This window comes from Marinobacter sp. UBA5687 (genome assembly GCF_002420325.1).
Taxonomy (GTDB): Bacteria; Pseudomonadota; Gammaproteobacteria; order Pseudomonadales; family Oleiphilaceae; genus Marinobacter; species Marinobacter nauticus.
The window spans coordinates 12156-15714 of sequence record NZ_DIHV01000133.1 but is presented as its reverse complement, the minus strand read 5'-3'; the positions used below and the strand labels follow the sequence as shown (position 1 = coordinate 15714).

Here is a 3559-nt window from a genome sequence, read left to right as displayed (position 1 = left end):
GCCTTGTGCAGGTTCAGCCAATGTGGCTTGCCGCGAAGATCCAGCCTGTGCTTGTAGCGGTGCAGGTCGTCGCCTCGATTGAAATCGTCCAGCAGGGCGTGCCAGTGCTCCGGCAGGGCCAGCAGCTTGGCCCCGACCACTTCCTCGGCGGAAATGTTGGTGAGGCTCTCCATGGCATGATTCCACATCAGAATCTCGCCATCTTCACCTACTGAACAGGCGGGGATGGGCAGATTCTGCAGGGTCTGCCGGTAGTGGCGGCGAAGGTTGTCCAGTTCGCCGGCCAGACCAGTGAGCTGATTCTGGTAATCACCCAGAGCCCGCTCCACGTAGCGAATATCTTGCCCGGTACCCCCGTGGGTAAGCGGTTTGAAGCCCAGATGGCGCTTGACGATGTCCCGGGCGACCGAAGGCCCCAGCAGGCCAGACAGATTGATTTCCACCTGATCCCGCAACCGCCGCAACTGATAAGGCCGGAACTCGACATTGGGTAGCTTGAGCTGGTTCAGGGCCCGCTCCACTTCCCGGCGGGCGACCCGGATGCCCAGTGGCTCGGCCAGCTGCTGGACGAATTCGTTGGAGGATGCTGCCAGCAGTTCCCGCCGCTGCGGCCGGGACAGGGCGCCCAGCGAGCACGCCTGAGCGGCACTGGTTTCCTCCGGTGACGCCGGGCTGAGAATTGAGACCAGCGCGAACACACTGATGTTGGCGGTCAGGCTGACGAAGGTGAACAGGTGCCAGTTGTCGTAGCCGGGCGTAACCGGCAACTCAAGCCAGGACAGGATGTCTGCCGCCACCGAGAACGGCAACACCAAGGTGATCAACCAGATGAACAGGCCGGTAAACAGGCCGGCAATCAGGCCACGGCGGTTGCCTTCCGGCCAGTAGATGACGCCAAGCGCGCCCGGCAGCAGCTGCAGTGTGCCGGAGAGCGATATGGCGCCCAGAATGGACAGGTTCAGATGCTGGCCAATGGTTTCATGGAACAGCAGGGCCAGAAACAGGATGACGGCAATCAGTAGGCGTTTGACCCACTGCAGCCAGCGATAGATGTCACCTTGATCCCGGGGCGTCTTGAGTGGCAGGACAACGTGGTTCAGCACCATGCCGGACAGGGCCAGGGTGCTGACGATCATCAGTCCGCTGGCGGCGGAAAGCCCGGCAATGTACATGGCCATGGTCAGGACGGGGCTCTCCAGGGCCTGGGCTACGCCGATACTGAAAAAGGCCGGCGGAGCGTCAACCGACAGCGCCTGGCCACCCCAGACAATCAGCGGCACCGGCAGGCCGACCAGCAGCAGGTACAGTGGCAGCCCCCAGCTGGCCTTTGCGAGGGCCCGGGGAGACGGGTTCTCACTGAAAGTCATGTGGTACATGTGGGGGAGCACCAGGGCCGCGGCGAACGACATCAGCAGCAGTGCCCGCCAGCTTCCGTCATTGATTGCCATGGTCATGGTGGCTTCCGGATGTGAAGTTTCCGCCAACCAGGCCTCAAGCCCGTTGGTGCCACCGAAAACCGAGAACAGGATAACGCCGCCTAAAACCAGGAGGGCAACCACCTTCACCAGAGAGTCGAAGGCGATGGCCAGTACCAGCCCCTGATGGTTGCCGGAGGCCTGATGGCGACGGGCACCAAACAGCATGGTGAACAGCACCACGATCAGGCTGAACATGACGCTGATGACTTTCGGCGGCGCATCCGGGGCGAGCAGGCTGGCCGACACCGAGACTGCCTGAATCTGCATGCTCAGCAAGGCCAGAATGGCTGCAGCAGAACACAGGGTGACCAGGGTGCCCGCCCACTGGCTGCGGTAACGATAGGCAAAAAGATCGGCCAGCGACGTCAGCTGGTAGGCGCGGCCTATGCGGAGGATCGGGTTGAGCAGAACCGGTGCCAGCAGGAAAGCGCCGCTGATGCCCAGGTAATAGGCCAGGAAGCCGTAGCCGGAGTCCGCTGCCATACCAATGGCGCCGTAAACGGCCCAGATGCCGGCATAAACGCCAAGGCTGAGGGTATAGATCAGTGGGTGGCGTACCCAACGACGCAATAACGTGCCCCGTTCGGTGCCCCAGGCAATGCCGAACAGAACGATCAGATAAAGCAGGCTGGCCAGCAGCAGGCCGGTGGCGCTAAAACTCATTGGGATCCCGCCGCCATTCCAGCCAGAAACCGATAGCAATCAGCCCACCCCAGATCACGAAGGGGCTGTACCAGGCATTCTCCGGCGATGTCCACCAATCCAGGATATTGGGTGAAAAAATATAGATGGCCAGTACCAGCAGAAATACCAGGCGGTAGATATACATCGGGTTATCGGTCCGAAGGCGAAAGTGTCCCGCCGGTTATACCACGGGCCTGCCCGGATGTCAGGGGAATGGCGCTCCGTTGCCAGTGGGCCTCGGCCCAACTGAGAACCTCTTCAACTGTGGCGTGAGCCAGGGTTGGCTCCGGTTGCTGGCCCAGGGCCTGAAGTGCCAGAAACAGATTCCAGGCAGGGTGATCGTCATCCAGGGCCGGAGCGTGGGTCTGCTTGCTAAGTTTCTGGCCTTGTTCGTTGACGATTACCGGAATGTGCAGCCAGTGGGGTGGCTCGGCGCCCAGGGCCCGGAAGATCTGTTGTTGCTGAGCGGTCATGTTGAGCAGGTCAGAGCCGCGAACCACATGGGTGATGCCCTGGTCGATATCGTCGACAACGACTGCCAGCTGATAGGCGTAGAAATCTTCCTTGCGCAGAATGACCGGATCGTCCAGTTCGGCGTGAACCCTCTGTGTCTGGGGGCCGAGCAGATCGTCCTGCCAGTGACTTGCTTCCTCTTCGAGGGCAAAGCGAACGGCGTATGGGCCATCCCCGGGGCTGGTGTCACCTCGCCGGCACCGATTGGGATGGTAGCCGTGGTTGTCTTTGAGTTGTTTGCGTGAGCACCGGCAGCGATAGGCTTTGCCCTGCGCCAGCAGAGTTTCGATGGTGCGCTGGTAGGCGTCATGGCGCTGGGACTGAAAGCGGACGGGTTCGTCGGGGAAAAGGCCGTGGCATTCCAGTGAGTGCAGTATCTGGCCGGTGGCTTCCGGGGGTTCCCTTAGTGGGTCAAGGTCTTCGATGCGAACCAGCCAGTCACCGCGGGCATGCTTTGCTTCCAGCCAGCTGGCCAGAGCCGTGACCAGGGAACCGAAGTGCAGTGGGCCGGTGGGGGAAGGGGCAAAACGCCCGCGATAACGTGAAGTCGCCATAGGCGTAGAAGGGCCGGCGGAGGACACGCCGCCGGCCCGGGGCAGCGTCAGATGCCGGTCTGGCGTTCGCGAATCTCAGCCAGGGTCTTGCAATCGATGCACAGAGTGGCCGTCGGGCGGGCCTCCAGACGACGAATGCCAATTTCCACACCACACTGGTCGCAGAAACCGTAGTCGTCCTTGTCGATACGATCGATGGTCTGGTCGATTTTCTTGATCAGCTTCCGCTCGCGGTCGCGGGTGCGCAGTTCCAGGCTGAACTCTTCTTCCTGGGTTGCGCGATCGCTGGGATCCGCGTAGTTTGCTGCGTCTTCCTGCATGTGGTGCATG

The 3559-nt window shown here is 61.6% G+C and carries 4 protein-coding genes; all 4 read right to left on the bottom strand.

Features of this window, described 5'->3' with window-relative positions; genetic code table 11:
- Positions 1–2141 (bottom strand): PAS domain-containing protein (locus B3Y70_RS14825; RefSeq protein ID WP_288590014.1); only part of this gene is annotated, 2141 nt, incomplete at its 3' end.
- Entirely contained in the window at positions 2131–2307 is a 177-nt protein-coding gene (locus B3Y70_RS14820; RefSeq protein WP_011784202.1) for a hypothetical protein, read from the bottom strand. The genes B3Y70_RS14820 and B3Y70_RS14825, both read right to left, overlap by 11 nt.
- A 4-nt stretch (positions 2308–2311) precedes the next feature.
- Complete coding sequence (gene gluQRS, locus B3Y70_RS14815) at positions 2312–3229, bottom strand: tRNA glutamyl-Q(34) synthetase GluQRS (RefSeq protein WP_286894804.1); 918 nt, start codon at positions 3227–3229, stop codon at positions 2312–2314.
- Between the two features lie 47 nt (positions 3230–3276).
- The coding region (gene dksA, locus B3Y70_RS14810) for an RNA polymerase-binding protein DksA (RefSeq protein WP_288590012.1) at positions 3277–3559 on the bottom strand (283 nt) is incomplete at its 5' end.

Bases quoted from the DNA above. Each gene is read 5' to 3' on its own strand.
- B3Y70_RS14820 (WP_011784202.1), bottom strand. From the start codon at position 2,307: ATGTATATCTACCGCCTGGTATTTCTGCTGGTACTGGCCATCTATATT.
- gluQRS (WP_286894804.1), bottom strand. From the start codon at position 3,229: ATGGCGACTTCACGTTATCGCGGGCGTTTTGCCCCTTCCCCCACCGGC.